The following is a 12432-nucleotide window of genomic DNA, read 5'->3' on the forward strand; positions in this document are numbered from 1 at the left end:
ACCGCAGGCCAGAGACCTAGCTACCTTCCTGGGCCGTCTCGGGGCCGTCGTCGGCAGACTCGTCTTCCTGGAAGACGCGATCGACGGCGGCCCGGGTCCGGGTCTCGCTGGACGGCATCAGGTGCGTGTACGTCCGCAACGTGAAGCCGGGGTCATGGTGACCCAGGTACTCGCTGAGAGCCTTGATGCTCTCCCCCGCGTCCAGGAGCACCGAGGCGTAGAAGTGCCTCAGTGCGTGCATGCCGTTGTCCCGCCTGTTCTCCACGCCCGCGGCCCGAAGCGCCGGCCGCCACACACGATCGTTGAAGCGGTTCCGGTCGAGGGCCAGGCCCATGGAACCGGTGAAGAGCAGCGCCGCCGTGACCGGAGGACCGTCGAGCGTCTTCCACGGCAAGGTGACCTCCACGGCCGGGTGACGCTTCAGGTGCGCGGCCAGAGCGAAGGCCACCGACTCGGGCAGAGGCACGTCACGCTCCTTGCCGCCCTTGGGCGGAGCGAACACCGGCCGGTGACGTTGCAGGAGCTTGACCTGCCGGACCACGTGCACCACTCCCCCGAGGAAGTCCACGTCTTCCACGGCCAGGCCGAAGACCTCACCCTGTCGCAGGCCGCACCCGGCAGCGACGTTCACGAGAGCCCGGTAGTTCTCCGGTAAGGCCGCGCGAACCGCCATGACCCGTTCGGCAGGCCAGGGCTTGACCTTGCGAGGTTCGAGGCGAGGAGCCCGCACGGACCGGGCACTGCACGGATTCGTGCGGATGATCCGGTCCTCCACCGCAGCCGTGAAGACCGTAGAGACGTGCGCGAAGATCCCGCGCCGGTATCCGGCCGACAGTCCACGGTCCTCCAGGGCGCGCAGCCACAGCCGGAGATGGGACGGCGTGAAGGAGCCCATCGGCCGCGTGCCGAGGTGAGGGATCGCGTGGAGCCGCAACCGGCTCTCGACGGACTCCCGCGTCAGAGGGTCCGTGATCTGCGTGGTCATCCACTCCGTGGCGTACTGCTCGAACGTGACCTTGCCAGCGTCCGGACTGACGTAGTCGCCGCGCGACATGTCCGCCTCGATGTTGGCGAGCCACTGTTCCGCCTTGCGCTTCTGCTTGTCCGGGAAGCTCTTGGACTTCTCGGAGCCGTCCGGCCCGATGTACCGGGCGCGGTAGCGCAGGCCGACACCGAAGCGGTCCGTCTTGACCTTGACGGGCTTGCCGTCCGGTCCCGGCTCGGTCTTGTACCAGCGGTCCTGGATGTGCCCGGCCATCAGGCGGCCCCTTCCATCAGAGACTCGACCCAGGCACGTACGTCTTCGGGGTCGAAGCGGAGGTGCCGGCCGACGCGGAAGCCGCGGGGACCGGTGCCCTTGCGCCGCCACTGGTAGACGGTCTCGACCGGGACACCGAGCAGGTCGGCGACGTCGACCGGGGTCAGGTAGCGGGAAGGCAGCGGGCGTTTCATGCGCACACCTCCCAGTCGTCCAGGTCGGCCAGTGCTTCGCGTGCTGTCTCGCGGTTCAGCCGAATGTCCCGGGCGATCGAGGCGGCGAGCCAGGACTCACCGGGGGTATGGCCCTGTCCGGCGTAGGTCCAGTGGGCGAGCACGAGCGTGGAGCCCTCCGTGTCGTCCAGGTCCTCGGAGAGCCCGCGTTCGCGGCGTTCCTGGCGGGCGCGGTAGTCGGCGCGGGCCTGGCGCAGCGTGCCGAGGGTGGTGGAGTAGCGGCGGGACTTGGTGGAGAAGTGGCCGCGGAAGCCGAGCATGTGGGCCCAGCGCCACAGCAGCCGGTCCGGATAGGCGTCGTCCAGGTCCCGGCACGCCTCGATGAGCCGCCGCGTGTGCGCGGGCAGCGCCAGGCGGTCAAGTTCGGAGAGCTCTCCAATCCGGCGGTCCACGGTGCCGGTCGTCTCGGCCGCCTTGGTGGCGTACTTAGCCACGTAGGAGGCCACCGCCTGTTCGGTCAGTTCCTCATGACCGAGCGCCCCGATGGGCTGCACGTCGACTTGGGAGCCCCACCGCAAGGTGCGCGCGGGGAAGTCACCGGAGGCGGGCACCGGCACGGCGACCCGAGCGGCAGCCGCCCTGATCGCCGCATCCAGGAGAGCAACGGTGGCCCAGGCCGGCGGGGCCGTGTCGGGACCTTCGGGGCCGTCGAGGCGCACCACGGCGTGGAAGTGCACCGAGCCGCGTTTCTGGAACTCGGCGACCTTGCCGAAGGAGACCCGGCATACCTCACGCAGGGCCGTCTGCGTGATGCCTGCGCGGGCGGCGATCTCCCGGCGCAGGTAGATGGTGAAGCGCCGCCACAGGTCCCCGGAGTGGTTGTTCCACAGCACCGCCCCGGCGTAGTCGTACCGCTCCGGATCGAGGGCGGTACCGAGCGCGGGGTCGTTCTCGGCGTGGGAGCTCCCGCAGCGGCAGCGACCGGAGTCGGGGCGGTTGTGGACCGGACCGAACGAGGGCGCGGTGAGGGTGGTGAAGACGCGGGGGTGATCCCGCACGGTGGCGGGCACGTCCTTGCGTTCGTCGCCGGTGATCCCAGCCCGGATCAGGTGATAGGTGTCCCCGGCGTAGGTCCAGGCACAGGCCGGACAGCGGGAGGCACGGCGGTTGCCGCAGGCGACCCGAAGCGTGCCGCCCGGCTCATCTGCAGTGCTGTAGGAGTACAGCACGTCCCCTGTTTTGGCGTCTCGGGTGACCGTCTGGCCCATGAGGCGGATCGGATTGGCGCAACCACCGGTACGGCGTACCTGTTCCTGCCACCGGTCGAAGCCGGGCGAGTTCGCCACCCGCAGTAAGTCAGCCAGGGTGATCGGGTCGGTCCCCAAAGAGGCCGCAGCGTCAGCCACGGCCTCAGGGGCGACAGGAAACGTCGTCACGCGGCCACCACCGCCGGGGCCGAGGACTCGGAGGAGACGAGCTCGATCAGGCGAGCGACGTAAACCGCGTGCCGCTCCTTAGCTCGGTCGCTGATCTGCTCCGGGACGATTGCGCCGGGCGCGTACTCGTTGAGGCCGGAACCGACGCAGTAGTCGCAGAAGATCCCCAGCGGTGTCTCTTCACCGGCCCAACCAGTGCCGTCGCAGTTGATGCAGTCGCCCCACGGGCGTGAGGTCAGGAAGTACAGGCACTCAGCCGGGTCAACGCACCTGATGTTCATGCAGGCCGGGCAGGCGCGCTGTAACGAGATGTGCACTCGACGAGGAGAGGAGGGCATCATTGGAGCTCCCTTTGAGGGGTCCAGGGGCGGTGGTTCTTCTTGGCGGTTGAGCGCCGCCCCTGGATAGGCGTAGTGGTGCCAGGGCACGCCCACCAACCGAACCAGCCGGTGAGCACATCCCTAAGGTTCCCTAGGGCACCCTAGGGTGTCAAGCGGTATGCTAGGGAACCGACTTGTACATCAAGGGAGTTGACGAGATGTCGGACCAGGCCGACAGCCGGGCGCCGTACGCGCAGATTGCCGCCCATTACGCGAGATTGATCGCGTCCGGCGAGTTGCAGCCGGGCGCGCTCCTGCCGAGCATCAAGAACCTCTCTCAGGAGTGGAACGTCAGCACCGCGACCGCTGAGAAGGCGTTGAGGACGCTGCGGAACGAGGGCCTGGTCCGAGGCATTCACGGGATTGGTACAGAGGTGCTGGACCGCCCCGCTCCCATGTCCTCCGGGGCTCAGCGCCAGGACCGAGGACGCCGGACCGGCTCCAGCTGGGGATCCGGTGAACGATCCGACTCCCACCAGGCCGCAGTGGTGCCGGCGCCCGCCGACGTGGCGCAAGCCCTGGATCTCAAGCCTGGCGCGGATGTGATCAGGCGCCGTCGCGTGTACCGCGACCGGCACGGCATCGTGGCCCACTCGACTTCATGGATTCCTGCTCAGTACGGCAGGCTGATTCCGCAACTGGCCAAGAGCGAGCGCCTGACGGGGGGCACTTCACTGCAGCTCATCGCCAAGGCCACCGGCCGCCCGATCACCCAGCGCATCGACACCGCATCCGCGCGACTGCTGACACCGGGGGACGCCGAACTGCTGGAGCTGGACTCCTCGAACCCACCCGTGGAGCCAGTGGTCGTGATGACGGCGAAGTTCGTCGACAGCGAGGGCAACGTCGTGGAGTACGGCGTCGACCTTGGAGGCCCCGGCCGCACGTGGCGAACCGAATCGGAAGTGGCTCAGTGACAGACGCCGACCGCGCCCGCCAGCCGTACTGCGTCCTCATGGTGGGACTTCCCGGCTCAGGCAAGACGACGCTGGCACGGGCCCTTACAGCCCGTGGCTTTGTCAGGCTGTGCCCCGACGAGGAGATGTATCGGCGTCACGGTGTTTACGGCGTCGACTTCCCACGGGGAACCTTCCCCACCCTTGAGCGCCCGATCCTCGAAGAGACCGCAGTAGAGCTACGCGAGCAGCTCCAGGCCGGGCACGACGTAGTGGTCGATCACGGCTTCTGGACGCCGGACGAGCGCACTCGGTGGCGGTCGATCGCGGACGCCTCCGGGGCGACCACGGTGCTGGTCTACCTGGAGGCGAGTCACGAAGAGCTCTGGTCGCGTGTGAGCCAGCGAAACGCTCGCCACCAAGCCGATCCGAACTCGATCTACTTCTCTGAGAGCGACCTGCTCCGCTACCGAGCCCGCTTCGTGCCACCCGAGTCGGACGAGCCTCACCTGATCTACAGCGGCGACCCTGAGTCGGTGCTGAAAGCACTGGAAGAGGACGCAGCGCCACAGCCATGAGCACGAAGTCCGGGCGGCCCTAGTTACAGGTTTCTCTACCTCATCAAGCCCCGGCTGCGCTCCGCTCCGCCGGGCGCGCTTCCCGGCTCCGCTCCGCCCTGCGCTCCTGCCTCCGGCCCGCTCCGGGCGCGCTGCGCCGACGCGCGCCCTGGTAAGGGTTGGCCGGCGGCATGAGGTCAGAACACGTCGTGGCTGGGGCGGTCGGCTCCACGGCTTTAGGCAGCCACTTTGGGGCGAGCCTCGAAGATCATGGCCCCAACGTCGTGCTTTACCGGGCAGGTCCACAGACTGCCCGACGCGCCGCAAGCTTACGGGGCCATGATCACTCGCCCCAAAGCAGCTCCAGCCCAAAGCCGCTCCGCCGCCCGCGTGGTCGTACGCTCCGCTCACGGGCCTGCGCGATCTTCAGCATTTCGCCGGTCGTTTCGCAGAACCACGTACGTCCTGTCCGCCTGCGGAACATGATGGCTGCAAGAAGCTGGGCGTTCCCGGGGGGCAAATGCGACGCTGTGCCTACTGCAACATGTACATAAAGCCCGGCCAGGCAACCTCCAAGGTGGGTAAGGAACGCGTCTACCACCTGGCTTGCCTACACAAGTCGCGGGCCAAGGACACCAACAATCAACCACAGCGCGAGGAAGAACGAGCTGAGCGCGTGGCGCGTGCAGACGAAGCAGCAAGGGAAGCGATGCGAGCGCAGAAGCCAAGCGGCTGGCGTCTGGGCAAGTCTCCGTCGGACTACGGACGACGCTAGCCGCCGGGCCGTGTCTGGGCCGTCTGAGGGCACTCAAAGACGACCAACGCTGACAACCACCGACAGCTAAGTCGCAGGTCGCAGCGTTGATCGATTACATGGTCTAAGGTCAGAGACCCGGCCCGGCACTTCTTCGGCTACTGAGACACCCTCCCCGTGGCCCGGGCGCCCGCCCGGGCCACGGGAAGAGGCGACGGCCGCGGGAAGAGGCGACGGCCGCGGGAAGAGGGCGACGCATGAGCGAGGGCGGCGGTCCGTCGCACCGGTTCGCGGTGGGCGACATCCTGCTGGTCGGCTGCCCGTTCGTCCGGACCCGGGTCGTCGAGGCGACCCCCTTCGAGGTCTCGGTCGAGTGGCCCTGGGGAGAGATCGATCCCGAGTCGGCGGTCCGGTGGAACGGCCGGCGGTCGATCCCCGTCACCGGGGGCGCCGGCCCTTGGGGCGGGCTCTTCCGCACCGACCCGGACCCGCGGTTCCTGAAGGCCGGCGACTCCTGCCGGGTGGGCGTTCCCGACGTGCTCGTGCGGGTGGTCGACATCGGCCGCTTCGACCCGCCCGCCGACGTGGGCTGGCTTCCGCGGCCCCACACCATGCTGGTGGTGCTGCCGCTCGGCCACCCCTGCCCGGCGGGCGCCGAGGAGGAGGGCGACACCATCGACCTCGACTCCGCGGCGCCCTTCACCCTCCGGCGCGTGGCGCGCGGCTGACGGCCCCTCCCCCCCTCGCGGCGGCCGGTCAGGCCGCGGCGCGTCCCCGGAGGAAGGTCCGGGCCGTCTGCGCGACCCGGCGTCCCAGGTGCTCGGCCGTCGCGATGTCGGCCTTGTGGACCGCCTCCGGGCCCTCGTCGGCGTTGCTCTGGGCGGCGGCGCCGGCGAAGAACCCGAGGCGGTTGAGGTCGTGCTCGGAGCCGGTGGTGCTGTTCCAGCCGGGCATCAGGCCGAGGTTCACCCAGTGCATGCCGAGCTGGGCGGCGAGGATCTGGAAGAACTGCAGCGTGTGCAGCTTGTCGCCGCTCTTGGAGCCCGAGTTGGTGAAGCCGGCGGCCAGCTTGTCCTGCCAGGCCTGCGCGGCCCAGCGCTTGGAGGTCGCCTCCGCGAAGACGTGGAACGCGCCGGACGCCGTGCCCATGTAGGTCGGCGACCCGAACACGATGGCGTCGGAGCGGTCGAGGATCTCCCACTGCTCCTCGGTGATCTCGTCGACCTTGATCACGTGCACCTCGGCTCCGGCGCCGGCGGCGCCGGCGCGGACGGCCTCGGCGAGGACGGCGGTGTGGCCGAAGCCGGAGTGGTAGGCGAGGGAGACGACGGGCGTGGTCACGATGAGGCTCCTCGGCAGAAGGGCGGAACGCACGGACGGCGGCGCGGTGAGCGAGCACGTCACCGGCACGACCCAAAGGAAAGCACTAACTTTTGGTAAGTGCAACCTGCCGGTTAGCGCGGTGCTCCCGTACGCTGGGGGCATGGACGTCACGCAGGAGCGCACGGAGGCGCAGGACCTCCCGTACAACGTGTTCGCCAAGGCCTGCCCGTCGCGCGGCACGCTGGAGCACGTCACCGGCCGCTGGGGCGCGCTCACGCTCGGCGCGCTGTACGAGGGCTCCCTCCGGTTCAACGCGCTGCGCCGCCGGGTGGACGGCGTGAGCGAGAAGATGCTGTCCCAGACGCTGCACGCACTGGAGCGCGACGGCCTGGTGCACCGCGAGGCGCAGCCGACCAACCCGCCGCGCGTGGACTACGAACTGACCCCGCTGGGCCGTGAGATCGCCGAACGGCTGCTGTCCCTCATCCACTTCGTGGAGGGCAGCATGGACGACGTCCTGGCCGCGCGGGAGCGCTACGACACCCGCCGGGACGCGGAGCTCAGGGCGTGAGGCGCGGCGGCCGCTGGCACGCCGGGCAGAAGTAGCTGGAGCGGTTCATCCAGGGCCGCCGGCGCATCGGCGTGCCGCAGCGCCGGCAGGGCAGCCCCTCGCGGCCGTAGGCGTCGAGCGAGCGGTCGAAGTAACCGGACTCGCCGTTGACGTTGACGTACAGGCTGTCGAAGCTGGTGCCGCCGACCGCGAGGGCCGCGTTCATCACGTCCCGGACGTGGCCGAGCAGCTGGAAGGTGCGCGGGCGCGTGAAGGTGGCCGTCGGGCGCTCGTAGTGCAGCCGGGAGCGCCACAGCGCCTCGTCCGCGTAGATGTTGCCGACGCCGCTGATCAGCGACTGGTCGAGCAGGGCCCGCTTGATGGTGCTGCGCCGGCGGCGCAGGGCCTGGTGGAAGGCCTCGTCGTCGAAGAGCTCGTCCAGCGGGTCGCGGGCGATGTGCGCGATGACGTCGGGCAGGCCCTCGGGACCGGTGTCGTGCAGCGACAGGCCGCCGAAGGTGCGCTGGTCGACGAAGCGCAGTTCGGTGCCGAGGTCGTCGGCGAAGCGGACCCGGATCCGCAGGTGCTTCTCGTCCGGGGCGTCGTGCGGCTGGACCAGCAGCTGGCCGCTCATCCCGAGGTGCGCGAGGACGGCCTGGCCGGAGTCCTCCAGGGGCAGCCACAGGTACTTTCCGCGGCGGCTGGGCGTGCCGATGCGGTGGCCCTTGAGGCGGTGCGCGAAGTCGTCGGCGCCGGGGAGGTGGCGGCGCACCGCACGCGGGTGCAGCACCTCGGCCTCGGCGACGGTCCGGTGGGCGACCCACCGCTGAAGGCCGCGCCGTACGACCTCGACCTCGGGCAACTCGGGCATGTGCTGCTCCTCGTACGAGCCGAGCGCCCGCCCCGGGCAGGGGCGGGCGCTCGGGTGCGCTGTCAGGTCCGTCCGCGGCGGCGCGCGGACGGGAAGGTCAGACGGAGGCCGGCGGGGTGTCGGCGTCCCCGTCGGCGGCTTCGACGAACGCGGTGGCTTCCGCGGCCGCCTTCTCGGCTCGCTCGTCCGCCGCGGTCCGGATGGACCGCCACGCGGACTCGGCGGCCTGCTGCTCCGCCTCCTTCTTGCTGCGGCCGGTGCCGGTGCCGTACGAGACGCCCCCGACGCGGGCGGCAGCAGTGAAGGTCTTCTCGTGGTCGGGGCCGGTCTCCGTGACCAGGTACTCGGGGACGCCGAGCCCTTCGGTCGCGGTGAGCTCCTGGAGGGATGTCTTCCAGTCCAGGCCGGCACCGAGGTTCGAGGACTTCTCGATCAGGGGGTCGAACAGGCGGTGCACGAGCTCCGCCGCCGAGTCCAGGCCCTGGTCGAGATAGACCGCGCCGATCACCGCTTCCAGGGTGTCGGCGAGGATGGACGCCTTGTCCCGCCCGCCCGTGCCCTCTTCACCGCGGCCCAGCCGGATGAAGGAGCCCAGGTCGAGGCCGCGGCCCACCTCCGCGAGCGCACGCGAGTTCACCACCGCGGCCCGCAGCTTGGCCAGCTGTCCTTCGGGCAGATCGGGGTGGGTGCGGTACAGCGTGTCCGTGACCACCAGGCCGAGCACGGAGTCCCCGAGAAACTCCAGCCGCTCGTTGGTGGGCAGACCGCCGTTCTCGTACGCGTACGAACGGTGGGTCAGTGCTCGCACCAGAAGGGCGGACTCGACCTTGTAGCCGAGCCGCCCTTCCAGAAGCGTGTGGGACGAGGCCTGGTTGTCCGCAGAGTTTTTCTTCGGCGTGGACACAGTGCCTCTCACCAGCCGCTCAGACCTCGAGGACCTGGCGCTTGTTGTAGGTGCCGCACGACGGGCACGCGATGTGCTGCTGCTTGGGCTCGTGGCAGCGCTCGCACGCAACCAGGGTGGGGACCGCAGCCTTCCACTGCGACCGGCGGTGGCGCGTGTTGCTGCGCGACATCTTCCGCTTCGGAACAGCCACGGCTACTTCTCCTGCTTCTCGTCGACGCCCGCTTCGGCGCCGCTCATCTCGTCCTTCTCGCCGTCCGACATGGTGCCGGCGAGTCCCTGCAAAGCCGCCCAACGGATGTCGACGGCGTCATGGTGGTGGTCCGGGTCGTCCGCCAGCCGTGCTCCGCACTCGGCGCACAGGCCAGGGCAGTCTTCCTGGCACACCGGCTGCATCGGCAGTGCGAGCACCACCGCATCACGCAGCACGGGTTCGAGGTCGAACAGGCCGTCCTCGATGAAGAGCCTGTCCTCGTCTTCCTCGGCGTCGTCGGCCGGTTCCGCCTTGGGGCGGCCCCGGTCGTCGGCGTCAGGGTACGAGAACATCTCCTGGAAGTCCGCTTCGAGCTCCAGCTCCAGCGGCTCCAGACACCTTACGCACTCCCCCTCGGCCCGTGCACGGGCGGTGCCTGTGACGAGCACCCCTTCCATGACCGACTCGAGGCGGAGGTCGAGCTCCACCGGGGCGCCTTCCGGCACTCCGATGACGCCCTGGATACCGAAGTCCCGGGGGGCGTCGACCGTGCGGGACAGGCGCTGCAGCGCACCAGGCCGCCGGCCCAGCTCGTGCGTGTCGAACACGAGGGGGTTGCGGTGGTCGAGGCGGGCGTTCAGGGCCATTCCTGCTTTCGATCTTCCGAGTTCTCGGGGGACGCCGCCCGTCGGTGTCCGGGGGCAGCGGTGATCGCGGACGTACGCGCGACCGAAGAGCCAGGATACTGGACCTTTCGCTCTCGGCCCAATCCGGTCCCCGGCTACTGACCGCGGCCCTGCTCGTACGCCCTCAGCTGCTCGGCGCTGATCATGCTGGTGTCGAAGAGGCTGGTCTCGTCCAGGGCGTAGCCCTGCTGTGCCGGGACCTGGTGCCCCTGCTCGCCCTGGGCGGGGTCGTAGGCGGGCTGCCGGGCGTCGTACCCCTGGAAGGGGGCGCCTCCCGCCGGGGCGTAGCCGGGGGCGGAGGCGTACGGGTCGGCCTGCGGGTAGCCGTAGGGGTCCTGCCGGCCGTAGGGCTGCTGCGGGTAGCCGCCGTAGGGGTCCTGGTCCTGTTGCTGGTAGCCGTAGGCCGGGGCGGGGTCCTGGGCGGGCTGCCGGGGGCGCTCGGCCGGGGTGTCCGCCATGGCGGCCAGGTCGGCGAGGTAGTCCGCGTCGCTGGAGTGCTGGAGCGTGGTGGTGTCGGCGGCCAGCGCGCCGAGGTCGTCGGTGGCGATCCGGCCGTGCAGCTTCTGCCGGCCGCGGCCGACCGCCTCCAGGGTCTTGGCGAGGACCGCCTCGAAGGCGCCGAGCTTGGCGTCGACGTACTCGTCGGCGGTGCGGCGCAGGGTCTCCGGGTCGTGGCTGCGCTCGGGGGCGTCCTCGTCCTCGTAGCCCTGCTCGTCGAGGCCGGGGCCGGTGCCGAGCAGCTTCTCGCGGCCGCGGCCGACCGAGCCGAGGGTCTTGGTGAGGACGACCTCGAAGTTGGCGAGCTTGGAGTCGACGTAGTCGTCGGCCTCGGCGCGGATCTCCTCGGCCTCCTGGCGGGCCTCGGCGAGGATGCGGTCGGCCTCGGCCTGGGAGCGGCGGGCGACCTCGGTGTCGGAGATCAGCGAGCCGCGTTCCTCGTGGGCGCTGCGGATGATCCGCTCGGCCTCCTGGCGGGCCTGTTCGACCATCTGCTCGCGGTCGCCGATGAGTTCCCGGGCCTGGGCGAGGGAGTCGGGCAGCGCGGCCCGCAACTCCTCCAGCTGCGCGAGCAGTTCGGCGCGGTTGACCACGCACGAGGCCGACATGGGCATCGACCGGGCCCCGGAGACCATGGTGACGATCTCGTCGAGCTTCTTCTGCACGTCCACCGTGTGCTCGCCACTCTCTACAGCTGTGATGGAGACGGACGGGACGACTGTACGGCCCTGGGGCGTCCGTGGCACAGCGGGTGGCGGATCGCCCGGACCGCCCGGGTCCGGCGGCGGCGCGTCAGTCCTTGCGCAGCCGCTCGCCGAGGGCCTCCAGGACCTCCGCCGGCACCAGGTGGGAGACGTCGCCGCCCCAGGTGGCGACCTCCTTGACCAGGGAGGACGACAGGAAGCTGTAGGTGGGGTTGGTCGGGATGAAGAGGGTCTCGACGCCGGAGAGGCCGTTGTTCATCTGGGCCATCTGCAGCTCGTAGTCGAAGTCGCTGACCGCGCGCAGGCCCTTGACGATGGCGGGGATGTCGCGCTGCTTGCAGAAGTCGACGAGCAGGCCGTGGAAGGCCTCGACCCGGACGTTGGCGTACTCGGCGGTGACCCGGCGGATCAGGTCGATCCGCTCCTCGATCTCGAACAGGCCCTTCTTGGCCTGGTTGATCATCACCGCGACGTAGACCTCGTCGTACAGCCTGGAGGCGCGGGCGATGATGTCGAGGTGTCCGTTGGTGATCGGGTCGAACGACCCGGGACAGACGGCGCGGCGCACTTGTGATCCCTCGCTCTCCGGTCCGGTCATCGTGCGTCTTCGCACGTAGAGGCGGCGCGACCGTACCAAAACGTTCCCTCGCCGTAGCGACGGGCCCGGAGCGCCTCGAAACCCTCCGGCCACCTGAATTCGCCGCCTCTGGTGCTGCGCTCCACGGTGACGAGGGCTTCCTCCGCGAGCCACCCCTGCGAGCGGAGTGTGAGCAGGATCTCGCGAAGATCGTCGTCCGAGACGGCGTACGGCGGATCGAGGAAGACCAGGTCGTACGGCTGCTCCGGCGGCGCGGCGCGGACGATCTGCTCCGCTCTGCCCGCTCTGACCTCGGCGCCGGGCAGGCCGAGCGCCTTCACGTTCTCCCGGACCGTGCGCGCCGCCCGGGTGTCGGCCTCGACGAGCAGGGTGTGGCCCGCGCCCCGGGACAGGGCCTCCAGGCCGACGGCGCCCGACCCGGCGTACAGGTCGAGGACGCGCTCGCCGTCCAGGGGGCCGCCGAGCAGGGACTGCCAGGTGGAGAACAGGCCCTCGCGCGCGCGGTCGGAGGTGGGGCGGGTGCCGGTCCCCGGCGGGACGGCCAGGCGGCGTCCGCCGGCTGCGCCGGCGATCACGCGGGTCATGTCGGGTCCTTGTCCGTGGGGTGTGACCGGTCCAGTTTCGCAGGCCGGGGGTGCGGGTGCCGCGCGC

General features: G+C 70.2%; 16 protein-coding genes. 4 read left to right on the forward strand and 12 right to left on the reverse strand.

The genetic code is table 11. The features are described from left to right. Positions 1 to 16: 16 nt before the first annotated feature. The 4 genes from ACIF8T_RS16700 to ACIF8T_RS16715 are packed head-to-tail and all read right to left on the reverse strand — an operon-like array spanning position 17 to position 3148. The gene (locus ACIF8T_RS16700) at positions 17 to 1258 is read right to left on the reverse strand and encodes a tyrosine-type recombinase/integrase (RefSeq protein ID WP_400035610.1); all 1242 of its coding nucleotides are present in this window, start codon (positions 1256 to 1258) and stop codon (positions 17 to 19) included. Then, positions 1258 to 1452 carry a helix-turn-helix transcriptional regulator gene (locus tag ACIF8T_RS16705; protein WP_400035612.1) on the reverse strand — a complete coding sequence of 65 codons (195 nt, stop codon included), beginning with the start codon at positions 1450 to 1452 and terminating at the stop codon, positions 1258 to 1260. Before ACIF8T_RS16705 ends, ACIF8T_RS16700 begins: the two co-directional genes overlap by 1 nt. Further along, positions 1449 to 2837: a replication initiator protein RepSA gene (gene repSA / locus ACIF8T_RS16710; RefSeq protein WP_400035614.1), complete on the reverse strand. Its 1389-nt coding sequence runs from the start codon at positions 2835 to 2837 to the stop codon at positions 1449 to 1451. Before repSA ends, ACIF8T_RS16705 begins: the two co-directional genes overlap by 4 nt. Positions 2838 to 2863: 26 nt before the next feature. Further along, entirely contained in the window at positions 2864 to 3148 is a 285-nt protein-coding gene (locus ACIF8T_RS16715) for a hypothetical protein (protein ID WP_400035616.1), read from the reverse strand. A gap of 257 nt (positions 3149 to 3405) precedes the next feature. Here ACIF8T_RS16715 and ACIF8T_RS16720 point away from each other — a divergent pair, with 257 nt between their 5' ends. The 3 genes from ACIF8T_RS16720 to ACIF8T_RS16730 all read left to right on the forward strand — a co-directional run bounded on the left by ACIF8T_RS16720 (position 3406) and on the right by ACIF8T_RS16730 (position 6182). Beyond that, positions 3406 to 4164 (forward strand): GntR family transcriptional regulator, encoded by a 759-nt coding sequence (locus tag ACIF8T_RS16720; RefSeq protein WP_400035867.1) that lies wholly within the window; start codon positions 3406 to 3408, stop codon positions 4162 to 4164. Next, positions 4161 to 4721, forward strand: coding sequence for an AAA family ATPase (locus ACIF8T_RS16725; protein ID WP_400035618.1), 561 nt, complete (start codon positions 4161 to 4163; stop codon positions 4719 to 4721). The genes ACIF8T_RS16720 and ACIF8T_RS16725 overlap by 4 nt, the downstream gene beginning before the upstream one ends. Positions 4722 to 5711: 990 nt before the next feature. After that, positions 5712 to 6182: a hypothetical protein gene (locus ACIF8T_RS16730; RefSeq protein ID WP_400035620.1), complete on the forward strand. Its 471-nt coding sequence runs from the start codon at positions 5712 to 5714 to the stop codon at positions 6180 to 6182. A gap of 28 nt (positions 6183 to 6210) precedes the next feature. On the opposite strand, the gene ACIF8T_RS16735 is transcribed toward ACIF8T_RS16730, so the two are convergent. Then, positions 6211 to 6795, reverse strand: a complete 585-nt coding sequence (locus tag ACIF8T_RS16735; protein ID WP_400035622.1) for a flavodoxin family protein — start codon at positions 6793 to 6795, stop codon at positions 6211 to 6213. Between the two features lie 142 nt (positions 6796 to 6937). On the opposite strand from ACIF8T_RS16735, the gene ACIF8T_RS16740 reads away from it, so the two are divergent. After that, on the forward strand, positions 6938 to 7348 hold the full coding sequence (locus ACIF8T_RS16740) for a winged helix-turn-helix transcriptional regulator (protein WP_400035624.1): 411 nt from the start codon (positions 6938 to 6940) through the stop codon (positions 7346 to 7348). Here the strand turns inward: ACIF8T_RS16740 and mutM are convergent. The 7 genes from mutM to rsmD form a co-directional block, all read right to left on the reverse strand. Then, positions 7338 to 8198 (reverse strand): bifunctional DNA-formamidopyrimidine glycosylase/DNA-(apurinic or apyrimidinic site) lyase, encoded by an 861-nt coding sequence (mutM, locus tag ACIF8T_RS16745; RefSeq protein ID WP_400035626.1) that lies wholly within the window; start codon positions 8196 to 8198, stop codon positions 7338 to 7340. The two genes, ACIF8T_RS16740 and mutM, sit on opposite strands and share 11 nt — an antisense overlap. Positions 8199 to 8295: 97 nt before the next feature. Continuing rightward, positions 8296 to 9102, reverse strand: coding sequence for a ribonuclease III (gene rnc / locus ACIF8T_RS16750; protein WP_400035628.1), 807 nt, complete (start codon positions 9100 to 9102; stop codon positions 8296 to 8298). A 19-nt stretch (positions 9103 to 9121) separates the two neighbouring features. Next, positions 9122 to 9295, reverse strand: coding sequence for a 50S ribosomal protein L32 (rpmF, locus tag ACIF8T_RS16755; protein ID WP_003951102.1), 174 nt, complete (start codon positions 9293 to 9295; stop codon positions 9122 to 9124). Between the two features lie 2 nt (positions 9296 to 9297). Further along, positions 9298 to 9942, reverse strand: a complete 645-nt coding sequence (locus tag ACIF8T_RS16760) for a YceD family protein (protein ID WP_400035630.1) — start codon at positions 9940 to 9942, stop codon at positions 9298 to 9300. A 134-nt stretch (positions 9943 to 10076) separates the two neighbouring features. Beyond that, positions 10077 to 11150: a cell division initiation protein gene (locus tag ACIF8T_RS16765; protein WP_400035632.1), complete on the reverse strand. Its 1074-nt coding sequence runs from the start codon at positions 11148 to 11150 to the stop codon at positions 10077 to 10079. Positions 11151 to 11271: 121 nt separating this feature from the next. Next, positions 11272 to 11751 (reverse strand): pantetheine-phosphate adenylyltransferase, encoded by a 480-nt coding sequence (coaD, locus tag ACIF8T_RS16770; RefSeq protein ID WP_400035868.1) that lies wholly within the window; start codon positions 11749 to 11751, stop codon positions 11272 to 11274. Positions 11752 to 11777: 26 nt separating this feature from the next. Further along, positions 11778 to 12365: a 16S rRNA (guanine(966)-N(2))-methyltransferase RsmD gene (rsmD, locus tag ACIF8T_RS16775; protein WP_400035634.1), complete on the reverse strand. Its 588-nt coding sequence runs from the start codon at positions 12363 to 12365 to the stop codon at positions 11778 to 11780. Positions 12366 to 12432: the final 67 nt, after the last annotated feature.

The organism is Streptomyces sp. NPDC085946, from assembly GCF_044540485.1.
GTDB lineage: Bacteria > Actinomycetota > Actinomycetes > Streptomycetales > Streptomycetaceae > Streptomyces.

Bases quoted from the DNA above. Each gene is read 5' to 3' on its own strand.
- ACIF8T_RS16730 (WP_400035620.1), top strand. From the start codon at position 5,712: ATGAGCGAGGGCGGCGGTCCGTCGCACCGGTTCGCGGTGGGCGACATC.
- ACIF8T_RS16715 (WP_400035616.1), bottom strand. From the start codon at position 3,148: ATGAACATCAGGTGCGTTGACCCGGCTGAGTGCCTGTACTTCCTGACC.
- rsmD (WP_400035634.1), bottom strand. From the start codon at position 12,365: ATGACCCGCGTGATCGCCGGCGCAGCCGGCGGACGCCGCCTGGCCGTC.
- ACIF8T_RS16700 (WP_400035610.1), bottom strand. From the start codon at position 1,258: ATGGCCGGGCACATCCAGGACCGCTGGTACAAGACCGAGCCGGGACCG.
- ACIF8T_RS16740 (WP_400035624.1), top strand. From the start codon at position 6,938: ATGGACGTCACGCAGGAGCGCACGGAGGCGCAGGACCTCCCGTACAAC.
- ACIF8T_RS16705 (WP_400035612.1), bottom strand. From the start codon at position 1,452: ATGAAACGCCCGCTGCCTTCCCGCTACCTGACCCCGGTCGACGTCGCC.
- ACIF8T_RS16760 (WP_400035630.1), bottom strand. From the start codon at position 9,942: ATGGCCCTGAACGCCCGCCTCGACCACCGCAACCCCCTCGTGTTCGAC.
- ACIF8T_RS16720 (WP_400035867.1), top strand. From the start codon at position 3,406: ATGTCGGACCAGGCCGACAGCCGGGCGCCGTACGCGCAGATTGCCGCC.
- mutM (WP_400035626.1), bottom strand. From the start codon at position 8,198: ATGCCCGAGTTGCCCGAGGTCGAGGTCGTACGGCGCGGCCTTCAGCGG.